We start from the raw sequence: 14,018 nt of genomic DNA on the forward strand, positions 1-14,018 counted from the left end.
TTTGTAAAATGGATTTTGCAGGTTAAAGGATTGTTCAGAAAATGTGTCTTGTGAAATTAAATTGCGCCCAAACCAGGCAAAGTAAGCTGATCAAAAGGTAGGGCAGCATGAGATTGACCCAGTTAATTAATATGGTATCCTGAAAATATTCGAGCGGGAAGGCATTCCAGTTTTCGGAAGGCACGGGTGATTCCTCAAATATTTTGGGATAAAAATACAGGCGTTTTTGCTCGTGGAATTCTTCCAGTTTTTCCAGAAAATTTAAATAATTATCAAGGTCAGAAAGGCACAATTCATTGAGCGTGAGCTGCGTATGAATGGAAGGAAAAAGTAACCCTGCCTGTCGGCTAAACTCGTTTCGTTGTCTGAGTTTGTCTCTTAAGGCTTTGGAGTCTTTGGCGGCAGCTTCATCGCCCATGTGTTGCATGGCGTAGTACCACAGCCAACTGTAATCCTTTCCAGCTGGGTGAGAATAGGCCTCAAATTGAGGATACCGTTTATGAAAACTGTCCACGGTTGGCTCTTTGGGCTTGTCCCATTGTGTATGATAGCCATCCCGGCTTTCCAGTACAGTGGCATATGCCTCAGGTACAGGATATTGGCTAACTACCCATGCCTGCAAGGAAGCAGGTATGATCATTGTCAGCATGATCCAGCAGACCAGTAATAGCAAAGCACTTTGGCTTGAATTTCTGTGAAAGCTTATAATCAGCCAGCAAAGACAAAACCAAAAACTCACGTAAAGCAGGCAGCTCAGGCCGTAGGCTAAAAATGCAGATGTAATTGGTATTGTCAGGTAAAATTTTGCAACAAATAAAAGCACCGCCAACACCAGCACCACACTCAGGTATCGGATAGCGAGTTTGGTTCGTAGCATTTTTTGTGGACTTCCCGCCTGACTCAGTACCAAACGCCAGGTTCCTTCCTCTTTTTCTTCGGAGATTAGATTAAAACAAAAAGCGATAATTATGAGGGGGAAGAAGTAAATAAGGATAAAGCTAAAATCCAGATTTCCCAATAGCTGATACATTGGATTGGTAAGCTCACTGCTATACTTTTGCTCTTCCAGATTGCGGATAGTTACACTGTGTACCGATGGTGTGATGTCACGCTGACCAATGGAAAGACCCGATAAACGATCAGGGGAATTGGCCAAACCAAAACGCAGATAATACAACAATAGTCCCATTTCCGTATTGACATACTCCGCGTACCGATCAATCGTAATTTGTTGGTAATGAGCCGTTTTTTGTATAGTTTCTGTGTTTTTTTCAAGAAAGTGCTTCCCAAAATTCAAACTGATTAGTCCGCTGATAAACAGTAGTATGAGTCCTGACATCAATCCTTTGGAACGTAGAAAGTTTTTTAGAAGTAGTGATTTCATGTCAAAATGCTCGTAAACCTTTAGATGATTTTTTTACAAGAAATCCCAGACCAAGGATCCAGAAAAACAAGGATACCATAGATATCCACTCATAGGTAAAAACATGACTAATCGGTAAAAATACATGGTGAAAATCCGGAAAATTAGCCCAGTTTTCCTGGCTGATGATGGCACTTTTATCTGCCGAACTAATGACACGGTTGCCGATGTACTTTATCTGCAACTCGTTCATGGTCTGAGCCAATTTGTACCGATAGTCCTCGGCTTGTTTCTGAAAATCATTGTAAGCAGCATAATCCGTTCCGGACCAGGCCATCGAGAGATTCCGAATAGCCATATAGGGATTTAAGAATGCAGTGTAGCGAACAAAATTTTGCTGTTTCTGATAAATCCTGACTAACTCAGTCTGATGACGTGCGTAGGTTTGGGCACTCAGTTTTTCTCCTTCCCGCATCACGTATCCACCATAGTTGAAAGGAAGCTTTTGGGTAGAATCCACGCCATAGGCCGTCAGAAGTGAATCTTTTAACGCCTTAAAATGCGGGTCGTTGGGGTTGTGGCTATCGCCCTGACGAATCAGTTCTTCTTCCACAGCAGTATCAAATTCAATTTTTGTAGGAGAAGGATAAATGGTTTGACCAACAACCTGTGATACTTTGGGTAGAATCAGCGTAAAAAATAACCAGAAACCGATGAGCTGAATCAAAGCAGATTTGGAAGAATGACTTCTGGCGGAAAAATAAACAGCCAAGAATGACAGGATTGAAAAATAAACCAGATAGCCACTAATCATTCCCAAAAACCGGACATAGGCCTGTGGGTGCTCATTAGTGGTTGGATTGGTCACCAGAAGTATCAAGCCCAACGTTGCGGCAGGCAGGAAAATCAATAAAGACAACCCAAATAGTCCCAGCGCTTTCCCGACAATCAGTTCTGGCCAACTTACGCCTTGCGTGAGCAGAATTCGAAGGGTACCATTTTCCCTTTCCTGAGAAATAAGATTAAAGCCCCAGAAAAAAATCAACAGCGGGAGAAGTAATTGCAGAATCATAGCGGCTGAAATTTCTCCAAACCGGATCATGCCATTCGACAGGCTTGCCTCCGAAAAATTGACGGTATTTTGTCGGTGTGCTTCCAGAAAGACTACGTTTCCCAGGTAGCTATCCATACCAAAATCAAAAAAGCTCAGCGGAAATCGCTCCCGAAAAACTACATAGCCATAATGTGCCATGCGGTGAGGATGCTTGTCCGGATTGTTTTCCCAGCGCTCCCTGACCTCATGACTGTATATCTCCACGGTTTGCTGTTGCTCCATAAGATTGGTATATCCTGTGAACAGAGCAAAAAGCAGAAGGATACTGAAAATCCCGAGTAATAGCCTGGTGCCGGGGCGTTTCAAAGTACTGGTCCATACTTGCCTGGCAAGTAATTTTAATTGGTTCACTCGCATGAATACTTGTAAAAATAGCCGGATAAGGTAAAATTTCTGAACACGATCAGGCCTATGAATTAGAATTTATAAGTTACAGTTAGCATAAAGTTTCGAGGAGTCCCCGGAAACAAGCGGGTATAATTTTGTGCGCCCACCCAATAGGTTGAATTCAATATATTATTCATATTTAAGGCAACCTGTACCTTACTTTTGGTTGGGTTATAATAAATGGCCGCATCAATTGTTGCAAATCCAGGAACCTCAAATGCTCTGGTAAACCACGGAATTCGGCTACCCTGAGCGTGTATACCGGCGCCAATTCCAAGATCTTCTACCGCAGAACCCGTTGCGAAGTTGTAGCGGGTCCAGACATTTCCCGAGTGTTTTGGTACATTTTCCTTTCGCTGATCAATTAGACTTTCAGTTGCATCCTGAATTATTTTTGCGTCGATGTAACTGTATGATGCATTTATTTGCCAGTTAGGAAAAATGTATCCGGCCAAATCAGTTTCAAATCCACGGCTACGATCTGCTCCTCGCTGAACGAGCAAATCAGGATTGGCCGGATCATTGGCATTCATCAGGATATTTTTTTGGTTTATTTCATATACGGCGGCATTCCATGTCAGTCGATTGTCAAAAAATTCGGCCTTTATGCCTAGTTCTTTAAGGTCGCTCTCTAAAGGCAAAAACTGTGCGGCAGACTGAGTAGCCCAGAAAAAATTACCGGTTGAAGGCATTAATGTTACTGTATTTGACTGCGGTTGATAGCCTTCGAGGTAAGTTCCATATACGTTTATTTTGGCGTTGAGCGTGTAAGTCAGGCCGATTCGCGGAAGCAGCGCACTATTGGTGAATGCGGTTTCGCTCGGTGCGTTGTAATTGGTAATGTCCTCAAACCATTCCTGCCGAAGGCTCAGCAAAAGCGCCAGCTTCCCAATGCTCATCTGCTGCTGCACATACACAGCGTGGGTGGTGGTCAGAGCGGAAGGAACTGCAACACGGGAGTTTAGGACATAATCGCTAACATTTCGGATGGTATAGGTCGGATTATTTAAGTCAAAATAATTAGCATTCGGTCGTGGAAGGCTTCTATCACCTATCCTGATCGTTTGGTAGTTTGCCGCGTTGGCAACGTTAAATGTGTTAGTTGCGGAGCCATCAGATAATAAAAATCCACGCGCTGCATTCTGTCCGCCGCCTTTTAGCTTATGCCAGCTTTGCAGGTCGTAGCCCGCCACGAGCTTGTGGGAGATTTTTCCGGTACCAAAATTGAGTGTAAAGTAGGCATTGAGATTATCCGTATTCCAGAACTGCCTGCGCTGCACCATCTGCATACCTACCAAACTTGTTACCGGCACTCCCGTGATGTCAACTGCAAATGCATTAGTCGTCCGGTGCTCCTGCAAATCCTCCGTCCACGTTTGTTTCATGTAGGAAGCTATGAAACTGAAATTCTGGGTAAATTTGTGTGAGAGGTTGGCCATCAGAATTAATTCCTTTGATTTAAAAAAGTCATTTGCCGCTCCCAAATTCAGACTTATTGGTGTACTGTTTAAATCTGTTTGTCCGGCTATTGCACCGAAAATGGGTTGTCCGCGATCCAGATTCCCTTGCAGATTGCTAAAAATCAACTCCGTATTAATGGCCGTTTTGTCATTGGGTATATAGCTGATAGAAGGCGATACCAATACAGACTTATTACTTACCAGGTCACGGAAAGATCGTGCTTCCTGATAAGCGCCGTTTAGCCGATAAAGTAGTGTTTTTGATTCGTTGAGTGGTCCGGTGAAATCCAACGTTGCGCGCATGGTACTAAAACTGCCTGCACTCAGACTTACTTCCCGATGTTTTTCAGACAGGGGTTTTTTAGTTACCATGTTGATACTACCGCCTGGGTCAACGCTGGAAAAACTTACGGAGGCTGGCCCTTTCAGTACTTCTACACGCTCAATATTGGTAGTAAGCGGCTGCAAAAAATAGTACTGCCGGGTACGCATCCCATTGATGATTTGCCCCTCTTCATTTTGGCTGATTCCCCGAATGGCATATTGATTATAGAAGCTGGAAGGAATGACACCGCTTGCAATTTTTACTGCATCTGCCAAATGAAACGCTTGCCGATCCGCAATCAATTCTTTGGTAACCGTACTGATACCCTGGGGAAGATCCTTGTTTTTAATTGCAATTTTAGTGGCAGAAAAACTGTATTCACTTGTATAAGCCCTGTTTGCGCGACCAATGATCTCTACTTGCTGTAAGGTAGTTTCAGAGGGCGCCAATTGAATGATTTGTCGGACCATTGATCCGTCAATTTCTACTAACTGCCTTCTGGTTTCAAATCCAATGATGCTTACCAGTAAGGTATAGCTGGATTGGGTCAAATTCCTGATTTCGAAATACCCATCCTTGTCACTTACGGCAGTTTTGTTTTCGCCGGGGATTGAAAGAAGAATGTTTGCTCCCTCAATTGGTCTGTTCTCCAAATCTGTTACCAGGCCCGTAAGGGTCTTTTGGGCCAATAGAGGTGGGGTAATTGTCAAAATAAAAAAGAGCGCAGATAAAATTTTTGCATACATGAATTTACTTTTTTAGATGTTTTCCTGGGGTAAAATCTTGGACAAAGCAGGCATATGACATTTTTCAGGGAATTTCCTGAACAAATTCGATTTGTGTCACATAATGCATCCCGACTTTGCAACGCTGTTGCAAAAATGTATAATTTTTCTCCATAATGCAACACCGTTGCAAAAAAAGAGATTTGGTTTTCTATTGTACATCTCTTTTTTTGAAACATTGGGCAGATGATGCCTGTGGGGGAGAAGTGACACGATCCTTACTGACCTTTTTGATGCTGCTTTGGATTATAACTTATGGAAGCCGGGGGACATTCATCCGGGGAATTTTATCGTGAATGAGTCGTATTATTGATCGGTGAATAATCCAGTAAAGAAAAGTTAGAGTTCGAGAAATTTGTCAGGCTGAGCGTACAGGACCGCCTGGCGGTCGAAGCCCGACTGTATAAACTGGCTTCGACTACGCTCAGCCTGACATTCATGTTCTTTACGTGCCAATTCATCCACCAATAAAATTGGGACGCAGAGCCAATAGTATTTGATTGGCAGCAAGATGCGGATGCTTTGACGATTAGTCTGACTGAGGGCCGAGATAAATGGAAGTAGAATCAGCAATTGGAACCGGACGGGCTTGAAATTCGGAAGCTGCCGGCTTTGCATTAAAATTGATTTAGAGCAGATCAATAATTATCTGGTAATTATGTGATACTCGTTATTTTTGAAAATTGCAACTAGTATTCCAAGCAGTAACCCTATAAAAATGAATGGCAAAATAATCAACAGATGGGAAGGGTTCGTTTTTATCACCGGAATCTGTGCATACTCCAACACTTGAATTATAGGGGTATCCTCTTGTATTTTTATTTTCATTTGTAATTCAGAAGCCATCAGACTTTCATGAATCTCTTTTGAAAAATTATCTTTTTGATTATTTTTTATTAAATTTTCTACAAATGCCAATTCCTGACGAGCCTTCTCCGTTCGATATTTGGTAATGAAATCTATTAAGTACTGAATGGTGAGGTTGGCAATATCGGCAGCTACCACTGGATCGGGCATTTTTACAGAAATTGATACAAGGCTATTCTTTTTTGATGAATTTATTACTATTCTTTTCTGAATAGTTTGTTGATAGTTGTAATGAAAAATTGTGTTACTACTCGCTGAATCTACTTTTTCCTGATCCCCGATTTTATTTTTATGCGAAAAATTAGTCAAATAGTACTGCTCAAAAGGCAACTTCTTATTGTTGCTTGTCCCTACACTTTTTGAAAGTAAGTACGTATAAAATTTGCTTGTATTAATTATTTCTTCATAAATATCAGGTCGTGTAATTTCGGTATTATACATATCTATATTCCCCCCATATTGCTTCAATATTTCGAATAAGCCTCCCAGGCCATTTGTAGGTTTAGAAGCGACTTCTGGCAATATCTTACCAGTAGCAGTATACTCAGGATTTGAATTAAAAGTAAAGGCATACAAACTACCTAAAACTGCTCCAAGAAAAATTGAAAGGCCAATAACAATTATTTCAGCTTTTATTATTTTAAAAAAAACATGAAGGTCAATCTCTATGGCACTATTTTCGCGGTTTGAATTTGTCATAAATTAGCCTGGCATTTAAAAATGGATAAATTGAATTTCAAAGAAGTAAAATGTCAGACTAAGTGATAATTTTAGTATTTACAAAAGCAACAGAAGTGATACTTTACTATTCGTCCTGTCAAATACCTGACCTCAACATAACTTTCGGTCTCTTACTCCTATCCGCTAATGAAAAGTTTTATAACCCGAGTTTTTTGGCAGCGTTGTATTTTCTGATGTCATCGGTTCGGGTATATCGCTGAATCATCGCCGAAGTTCGATGCTTGGTTTGTTGCATTACTTCCAGATCGTCGGCGCCATTTAGCTTGGCAACAGTTACAAAAGTAGCCCGAAGGGAGTGCGCCGAAAACTCCACACCAAAGTAATGCTTTACCAAATTGTCTACCGTTTTGCAGGAAAGGCGCTCTTCGGTTAGCCGAACTTCGCCATGTGTTTTTCCTTTCCTAAAACGCACAAACAGTGGTCCGTTGGCCGGACGCAGGCTTAGCCACTCTTCAAGGGTTCGAATTGGGCAAAGCAAAGGTTCAGGATGGTAGAAAAATGCTTTTTGCTCAATTTCTCCATACTGATTGGTTTTACTCCGCTGCATCGTGATGATGAGTCCCTGTCGTGAAAAATTCAGGTCTTCAATATTTAGCGCCACAAGTTCGGAGCGTCGAAAAGCTCCCGTAAAACCCAGCAAGAGCACCAATTTATCGCGCAATTCTGTCGGATTTTGAATATCCAAATCCTGAATCAACGAACGATATTCATCCAAATCCAGAGCAGGCGCCTGCTTTTGACGACTACCCTTTTCCCGGCGAATCCCTTCCAAAACGGCTAAAACCTGTTTTTCTTTGCCCGGAAAAGGCAGATCTTTCAACTCATGCCATTTGCGAAGCGCCGACATTCGCCGTTGAATAGTTGACCACCTGGCCGTATCGGCTAATTCGGCCAAATAAGCCGACAACACATCGGCCTCCACCGGAAAAGCCGGCACAAGTTGCGCCTGACACCATCCGGCGTAATCGCGAATATCTGCCTGATAACCACGTTGTGTATTGGCCGAACCTTCAAGTCCGGATTGAATATAACGGGTAACTTTTTCAGAAAAATGTGTAAGCGCATGCTCCCTGTTTTCGAAAAACTCCTGATTCATATAAAAATTGATTTGAACTGAGAAAGGTCCAAGTTAGTAAAATTTTTACTTCTGATAATTTAAGCAGAAGTAACTAAAAAATTAAAGTATGTACTACGGTCTCTTTTCTGTTGTCAGCCGGAGTAATAGTTCTACCTCCTTCGATTCTGAAACTTTCATTCTACACCCACAAGGGCTTTGTTGTGTACCAACGCCATTAAATACTGCTTCTACAATACTTCTGGTAGAGAAAATTGCACAAAACCAATAATAGTACAACAATATACGCTTTTCACTTAGCCTAAGAAACACTTTTTGCCAAGCAACTGTTAGTACTAAAAAGTAAGAACAGGGTCTGATCTATTCGAAGTGACGTGACAATGTAAAAGAATTTGGAATTCAAAAAAAAGGGAAATCATCATTAATAGCATTCAGGTTCTCGTTACTTTACCCCACTATGAAAAAGAGTTTTATAAGTGCTATTTTAATTTTAGCTGTTTGTCTTTCCCCCTCCTTTGCCCAGAAAAAGCCTGGATTAATTTCCCGGTATTTTAATATTTTATTGAACGACACTGCTTCAATATCCAAACCCCGATTTCTAATTTATCCCACTGTTGCCTACTCCCCTGAAACCAACTGGGAATTAGGGCTTAGCAGTTTGTATGTGTATTATGCAAAACAAGATACTACCAACCGATTAAGTGAAATCAATGGGTTTACATTTTTGACTCTGGAAAATCAGTATGGCATCTGGTTTGACCACAATTTGTTTTCGGATAAGTCCAAATGGGTTTTTCCTGGTCGTTTTCGATTTCAGAGTTTTCCTGTGCTCTACCATGGAATCGGACCCGACTCGCCTTCTGAATACACCGCATTGGTAGAAACGAATCAGCTTCAAATTAAAGAACGAGTGCTTCGTCAGATTCTGCCCAATTTTTACGCCGGCCTTGAACTTGATTTTCAGCGTCTTAGCTCGGTAAGATTCAGGCCAGCTAACACCACTATCGACGAATTACCTGCGGGCAGCAACGGCTCGGCTAATTTGGCTTTGGGCTGGGGATTCATGTATGATACGCGACATAATGTACTCAATGTACGGGAAGGTATTTTTTCTGAACTGGCACTTCTACGATACGATAAAATCTGGGGGAGTGATTTTTCTTTTACAACCATCATTTCCGACAATCGTTTTTACAAAAGCATCAATGAACGGAATGTTTTGGCTACTCAGCTTTTTGGACAATTCAACACGGGGAATGTTCCATTCAATCAGTTGGCTTTGCTTGGCGGAGAAAGCATTAACCGGGGCTACTACCTGGGACGATACCGTGACAAAAACCAACTTGCTGCTCAGGTTGAATACCGTATGCTGCCCTTTTCCTTTGCCAAAAGATGGGGGGCGGCCGTTTTTGCAAGTAGCGGCACAGTCTTTAATAATTTCAACAATCTTTCTCTACAAAAATTTGTGTTTTCCGGTGGTGGCGGGGTTCGATTTTTAATCTTTCCCAAGAAAGATATTTTTACCCGTTTTGATGTTGCCCTTACCAAAGAAGGACCTGGATTTTATTTTTTCATTGGAGAAGCCTTTTAAGCCTTCACTGTGAAAGACCTATTTTAAGCTAGTCTTGCAGTTTACACGTTGAGGTATTCAAAGCTCATTTTGAATAAAAAACCTTTTCACTCCACGCCAGCGAATCTGGGAACGCGAGGCTGTATTTGGCGAAATCTGAACGGAAAAATAGTACGTGGTGAGTCGTTGGGTCCTTAGATGAAAATAGTACTGGAAATTGCTTCCCTACGACAAAAGCCCATTTATCTTCTGAAAAATCCACGAAATAACGCTGATACTTATAATCCGCCGCATCTTGCATCACCTGGTTTTTGTATGAAAAGGAATAATAAAATCGTAGGTGTGGCACAGAGCCTCTGCCTTTATTGATACTTTTAATCTTAACAACAGTTGCAGCTGCATAGGCTTGATTATCAACGATCTGCTTCCTATCACGGGCACTGCTAATACTAAAATACAGCGCAGGCAAGGCAATTAATGCAAAGCCCCAAATTTGGAAAAACATGGCCCATTCAAATTCAGTTTTATTTTCCTTTGGAACGCCCTTCATTGCTGTTTGGACAAGATTATTTTGAGATGGCAAGTAAAGAAATTTAGACCTAACGATCCCAAACTTTATTCACTAAAGGCAGGCGTATTTGGCACCAAACCCAGACTACCCAGAAAATCCATACAGGCCGCTTTAACTTTATAGGAAGTTGCAAGTGCCCCGCCGGGAGTGGCTGCCAGTACCTGATGCCGGGATTTTATAGTTTCTACAAAAGGGCCTTTATCCCTTACATACAACAATTCATTGACGGCCATCAGGGCCAGTTCCATGTTATCGGAGACGCAATAGTGTTTCAGCGTTTCGACAGCAATATTATCCTGAAAAGATTCGTACAGCAATGCGGCCAGTATAATTTCGGCGGGTTGATAGCTTTCGTTTCGAGCGCGAATCAATTCTTGTTTGTACGTATGCAAATGATCTTTCGTTTGGGAGCGCAGCCCAACCGCTGCCCAATAGCGGACCACCGGATTGGCGTTTTTCAGCAACTGAACCTGTTTTTTAAGAACAGCCGCCGATCGGTGTCCCGAAAGAGAAGCGGCCGCATAGATTTCTTTGATTGGGTACTTTTTAGAATTTAGTCTAAATTCATAGGGAGTTGTACTTTTGGAAAGCCGGGCAATTTCATATTCAGGCAAAAACAAAACATCATTCCGCTTTATCAGTGATTGGTCCAATTGATTTCGCATACGCGTTGCTAACCTGGCAAAAGCAGGATCGTCAATTAGATTCCTGGTTTCCCAAAGATCATTTTCCAAATCATATAATACCTCCGCCTGCCGGGGAGCAAACAAACCAGCCTGCAAGGAATTGAGTTGATTGTTCGATAAATCCTGACGCATATGCTGCTTAATGTCCCCAATTTCCATGTAGCGAATGTAGCGGGCTTCCGGCATGTAGGGCATGTAATTGCGCGTATACAAATAGCGACCGTCTGTAACGGTCCGACTCATATCAATGCCGTTATCGGATCGATCTGAGGACAGCACCAAATGATTAACCAACGGCGAACGATGCGGCCCGAGCAGTACGCGGCCTTTGAGATGATCAGGCAAACTGCCGCCGGTGAGTCGAATGAGTGTGGGCGCTAGATCCTCAAAATCAATCAGTTCATTGGATACCTGACCACCTTCGCCCCAGGGTGAGAGATGCTTATACATGGGAGGAAACCAAATTACAAACGGCACCCGGTAACCCAAATTAATACCGTTGGTTTTTCCGCGGGGAATTCCTTCGCCATGATCGGCAAAGAAAAAAATGATGGTGCTATCGCGCAGCTTATCCTTTTCAAGTCGACGAAGCAATTGTCCAATTTTATTGTCAGTCAGTTTGATAGAATTATACACGCGGGCAAACTGCTTACGCATTTCGGGACTGTCGCGGTAAAAGGGAGGCATGGCAAAGGCATTTTCTGCAATTCGATCCTGTAAAGGGAGCTCGTTAAGCACTGTCTCCACGTATTTTTCATACGGATCGGTCATGGTTCGTGACTGATGCGAGTCGTTGTAATTGAATACGGCAAAAAAGGGTTGTCCAGGCTTGCGGTCCCACCAACCCGCCTTCCCCGAACTCTCGTTCCAGGCGTTTTTGGTAAACTCAGCGGGATTTGCCACGTTGTAATCCGTTTTGCTATTGTTGCACGTGTAATAGCCCTGTTGCTGCATGTAGTAAGGAAATCCATGAATTCGTGACGGAAGCGGGTAATTGCTTCGATGGTTTCCGGTCCCTGCCTCAAAAGTCCTGACGCCAGTAACGAGCGTACTACGACTGGGAGAACAGACTGTTCCGGTTGAAAAAGCATTGGTAAACCGAATGCCTTCCCTTGCCATTTGGTCAATTACGGGCGTTCGGGCATCGGCGTTGCCATAACAACCAACAAACTGCGGCGAGGTATCTTCAATGGTGATCCACAAAATATTGGGTTTGGGTTGGGCATATCCCGAAACGCACAGCGTCATTAATAATAGATAGACCAGGCAATGCTTTTTCATAAAATTATTTGAAAATTAAATCAACCAAATCTCCTGAGCAAGAAGCCTCGCATTTGGAATTAAGCGTGCATGATGCTTAACTATAGGTACCGAACCCTCAATTTTGAGTTTACTACACGAAATACATATTCAAATAGAGCCTGGAAATTCCAAAAGTTACTATCGTATTTCTGGGAAATAATCAGGTTTTGATTTTTTGAAATCCTAATTTTCTTTTACAATTCTAACCAGGGATGATCAAGAATTGAAATTATGCCTCAACCCTGCATTCAGGTCGTTGAAAAATTTAGTAAGTTTACTATACTTAAAAAAATCAAACTTTCAATAAATGAAACACTTCTCCATTTTGCTGATACTCTTTTGTCAGGTATCGGTGGTAATTGCGCAGCAACTGCCTGAACTTCCGCAGCTTTACGACAAAGACTTTTTGACTCCGCAGTTCCATGCCGGACGCCGGGCCGCACTTCGGGAATTGATGCCTGCCAATACAGCAGTTGTGGTTTTTGCGAATCCTGAACGAAACCGCAACAATGACACAGACTTTCAGTACGCCCAAAATCCGAATTTTTACTACCTCACTGGCTATCCTGAACCAAACGCTTTATTGGTTATTACCAAAGACGAAGTATCTGCAGGCACTCAAAAAGGCACTGAGTTTTTCTTCGCGCAGGAGCGGGATTTGCGCCGGGAATCGGTAACCGGACGGCGGTTGGGAAAGGAAGGTGTTACCCAGGAATTAAAGATCAAAAATGCAAATTTGGGTAAAGATTTTGCAAATTTCCCCCTTGATTTTTCCCGCTTTGATAGTGTATTTTATGTACTGCCAGAAGGCGTAGTCAATGGACGTGATCCAAGAAATACTGCCGAACTATACGACCTGATTGAACAGGTAAAGGCCAAAACCAAAAATCAAAAAGTGCTACCACGGACGTTCGTATCGATGATGGCTCAGCTTCGGCAGCAAAAACTGCCCGAAGAAATGGTGCTGCTGCGTCGGGCAATTGATATTACCGGACAGGGACATCGGGAAGTCATGAAGTTTATGGATCCTGAAATAACTGAATATCAGGCACAAGCCGTAATGGAATATACGTTCAAATCCTACGGATCCGAGTATGTGGGTTACGGATCCATTGCGGGCGGTGCCGAAAACAGCTGCATTCTTCACTACATTACCAACCGTCGGACGCTGGTCGATGGTGATTTATTCCTGACCGATTGCGGGGCTGAATATCACGGCTACACCGCGGACATTACCCGGACTTTGCCAGTCAATGGAAAGTTTTCACCCGAACAAAAGGCCATTTATGAACTAGTGTTGGCGGCACAAGAGGCTGGTTTTGCGGCCTGTCAACCAAATAAACCGTATCGACAGGTACATCAGGCAGCGTTTAAGGTAGTTCAGGAAGGACTGATCCGGCTGGGAATTGCCACCGACTCTCTCACAACACGCAAATACTTCATGCATGGCACCGCCCACAGCCTGGGTTTGGATGTACACGATGCCATGGTCAGGACCAACGACAAGAATCCGGCGATGGGGCCGTTAATGCTTCCTAACTTTGTGACAACCGTTGAGCCGGGAATTTACATACCGGCCAACTCACCCTGTGACCCAAAATGGTGGAATATTGGCGTTCGTATTGAAGATGACGTGCTGGTTACGGAAACAGGACATGAGGTTTTGTCTTTGGGTTCGCCTCGTACAGTCGCTGATATAGAACAACTTATGAGCGAAAAAAGTGATTTCAAAAAGCCTCCGCGTCGTCCGTAAACTAACTACCTGAGTTCAT

10 protein-coding genes are annotated in these 14,018 nt (G+C 42.8%); 2 read left to right on the top strand and 8 right to left on the bottom strand.

Features of this window, described 5'->3' with window-relative positions; translation table 11 throughout:
• Window positions 1-34: 34 nt before the first annotated feature.
• From EZE20_RS05730 to EZE20_RS05755, 6 genes are all read right to left on the bottom strand, one after another.
• Complete coding sequence (locus tag EZE20_RS05730; RefSeq protein ID WP_132115438.1) at window positions 35-1,384, bottom strand: ABC transporter permease; 1,350 nt, start codon at window positions 1,382-1,384, stop codon at window positions 35-37.
• A 1-nt stretch (window position 1,385) separates the two neighbouring features.
• Window positions 1,386-2,834 carry an ABC transporter permease gene (locus tag EZE20_RS05735; RefSeq protein ID WP_132115440.1) on the bottom strand — a complete coding sequence of 483 codons (1,449 nt, stop codon included), beginning with the start codon at window positions 2,832-2,834 and terminating at the stop codon, window positions 1,386-1,388.
• A 59-nt stretch (window positions 2,835-2,893) separates the two neighbouring features.
• Window positions 2,894-5,395 carry a TonB-dependent receptor gene (locus EZE20_RS05740; protein ID WP_132115442.1) on the bottom strand — a complete coding sequence of 834 codons (2,502 nt, stop codon included), beginning with the start codon at window positions 5,393-5,395 and terminating at the stop codon, window positions 2,894-2,896.
• A 378-nt stretch (window positions 5,396-5,773) separates the two neighbouring features.
• Window positions 5,774-6,052: a hypothetical protein gene (locus tag EZE20_RS05745; protein WP_132115444.1), complete on the bottom strand. Its 279-nt coding sequence runs from the start codon at window positions 6,050-6,052 to the stop codon at window positions 5,774-5,776.
• A 27-nt stretch (window positions 6,053-6,079) separates the two neighbouring features.
• Window positions 6,080-7,000: a Wzz/FepE/Etk N-terminal domain-containing protein gene (locus EZE20_RS05750; RefSeq protein ID WP_132115446.1), complete on the bottom strand. Its 921-nt coding sequence runs from the start codon at window positions 6,998-7,000 to the stop codon at window positions 6,080-6,082.
• A 178-nt stretch (window positions 7,001-7,178) separates the two neighbouring features.
• Complete coding sequence (locus tag EZE20_RS05755; protein WP_228713578.1) at window positions 7,179-8,138, bottom strand: tyrosine-type recombinase/integrase; 960 nt, start codon at window positions 8,136-8,138, stop codon at window positions 7,179-7,181.
• A gap of 436 nt (window positions 8,139-8,574) precedes the next feature.
• Here EZE20_RS05755 and EZE20_RS05760 point away from each other — a divergent pair, with 436 nt between their 5' ends.
• Window positions 8,575-9,708: a BamA/TamA family outer membrane protein gene (locus EZE20_RS05760; protein WP_132115448.1), complete on the top strand. Its 1,134-nt coding sequence runs from the start codon at window positions 8,575-8,577 to the stop codon at window positions 9,706-9,708.
• Between the two features lie 64 nt (window positions 9,709-9,772).
• Here EZE20_RS05760 and EZE20_RS05765 read toward each other — a convergent pair whose 3' ends face one another.
• On the bottom strand, window positions 9,773-10,237 hold the full coding sequence (locus EZE20_RS05765; RefSeq protein WP_132115450.1) for a hypothetical protein: 465 nt from the start codon (window positions 10,235-10,237) through the stop codon (window positions 9,773-9,775).
• A gap of 65 nt (window positions 10,238-10,302) precedes the next feature.
• On the bottom strand, window positions 10,303-12,225 hold the full coding sequence (locus EZE20_RS05770; protein ID WP_132115452.1) for a sulfatase family protein: 1,923 nt from the start codon (window positions 12,223-12,225) through the stop codon (window positions 10,303-10,305).
• Window positions 12,226-12,553: 328 nt separating this feature from the next.
• On the opposite strand from EZE20_RS05770, the gene EZE20_RS05775 reads away from it, so the two are divergent.
• Window positions 12,554-13,999, top strand: coding sequence for an aminopeptidase P N-terminal domain-containing protein (locus tag EZE20_RS05775; protein WP_132115454.1), 1,446 nt, complete (start codon window positions 12,554-12,556; stop codon window positions 13,997-13,999).
• The last annotated feature ends 19 nt before the right edge of the window (window positions 14,000-14,018 follow it).

This window comes from Arundinibacter roseus, assembly GCF_004348825.1.
In the GTDB taxonomy this organism is placed as follows: Bacteria; Bacteroidota; Bacteroidia; order Cytophagales; family Spirosomataceae; genus Arundinibacter; species Arundinibacter roseus.

What these genes read in the sequence shown, in the direction of transcription:
- EZE20_RS05730 (WP_132115438.1), bottom strand. Translation starts at nt 1,384, where the DNA reads ATGAAATCACTACTTCTAAAAAACTTTCTACGTTCCAAAGGATTGATG.
- EZE20_RS05735 (WP_132115440.1), bottom strand. Translation starts at nt 2,834, where the DNA reads ATGCGAGTGAACCAATTAAAATTACTTGCCAGGCAAGTATGGACCAGT.
- EZE20_RS05740 (WP_132115442.1), bottom strand. Translation starts at nt 5,395, where the DNA reads ATGTATGCAAAAATTTTATCTGCGCTCTTTTTTATTTTGACAATTACC.
- EZE20_RS05745 (WP_132115444.1), bottom strand. Translation starts at nt 6,052, where the DNA reads ATGCAAAGCCGGCAGCTTCCGAATTTCAAGCCCGTCCGGTTCCAATTG.
- EZE20_RS05750 (WP_132115446.1), bottom strand. Translation starts at nt 7,000, where the DNA reads ATGACAAATTCAAACCGCGAAAATAGTGCCATAGAGATTGACCTTCAT.
- EZE20_RS05755 (WP_228713578.1), bottom strand. Translation starts at nt 8,138, where the DNA reads ATGAATCAGGAGTTTTTCGAAAACAGGGAGCATGCGCTTACACATTTT.
- EZE20_RS05760 (WP_132115448.1), top strand. Translation starts at nt 8,575, where the DNA reads ATGAAAAAGAGTTTTATAAGTGCTATTTTAATTTTAGCTGTTTGTCTT.
- EZE20_RS05765 (WP_132115450.1), bottom strand. Translation starts at nt 10,237, where the DNA reads ATGAAGGGCGTTCCAAAGGAAAATAAAACTGAATTTGAATGGGCCATG.
- EZE20_RS05770 (WP_132115452.1), bottom strand. Translation starts at nt 12,225, where the DNA reads ATGAAAAAGCATTGCCTGGTCTATCTATTATTAATGACGCTGTGCGTT.
- EZE20_RS05775 (WP_132115454.1), top strand. Translation starts at nt 12,554, where the DNA reads ATGAAACACTTCTCCATTTTGCTGATACTCTTTTGTCAGGTATCGGTG.